Here is a 604-nt window from a genome sequence, read left to right as displayed (position 1 = left end):
CCGAGCAGAAGTCTGATCTGCACGTCGCGGCCGCCGAGGCCGAAGAAGCCGGACGCCGCCGTCAGGGCCCCGCCGATCGCTGTCATCGTCATGCCGCACCCCGTTCGCGAACTGATCGTTAACGATGGTGTGGGGAAAGCGTTGCACACGCAAGGCGTGCACGTTCCGACGCGCCATCGGCGCTTGCCTGCGGCTCCGCGGTGACGTGGCCGGCCTGCATCGCCGGCGGGACTTTTCGCGCTTCGCCGGCGGCCCCGCGGACAGCGCCCGGGCGCCCGGGCTATGGACGGCGGCGCGCCGGACCGGCCGCCCCAACCGACAAGATGTCCATGACCGTCATCGCCCTCGTGCTCGTCGCCAACCTGCTGCTCGCCGGGCTGTTCTCCCTCGTCGCCATCGCGGTCGACTGAGGAGGGCCCGGCGCCGGGCGTCAGCGGCCGAGCGGGCGATCGAGGGGGCCGTCCAAGGGGCCGTTCAAGGGGCCGTCGAGCGGATGGAGCCGGTCGGCCGCGACCGGGCCCGCGCCCCGCAGGCGGACGGGGCGCGACAGCCGGCGGGCGAGCGCCCGGAGGTCCGGCGCCGCGGCACCGCCCGGCGCGTAGAG

1 protein-coding gene is annotated in these 604 nt (G+C 75.0%); it reads left to right on the top strand.

Going from position 1 to position 604, the window contains the following annotated elements; all coding sequences use genetic code 11:
- Positions 1–200: 200 nt before the first annotated feature.
- A complete protein-coding gene (locus FV230_RS29090) occupies positions 201–410 on the top strand; it encodes a hypothetical protein (RefSeq protein WP_147844814.1) in 210 nt (69 codons plus the stop codon).
- The last annotated feature ends 194 nt before the right edge of the window (positions 411–604 follow it).

Source organism: Methylobacterium sp. WL6 (assembly GCF_008040095.1).
Taxonomy (GTDB): domain Bacteria; phylum Pseudomonadota; class Alphaproteobacteria; order Rhizobiales; family Beijerinckiaceae; genus Methylobacterium.
This window is presented reverse-complemented; position numbering and strand designations above follow the sequence as displayed.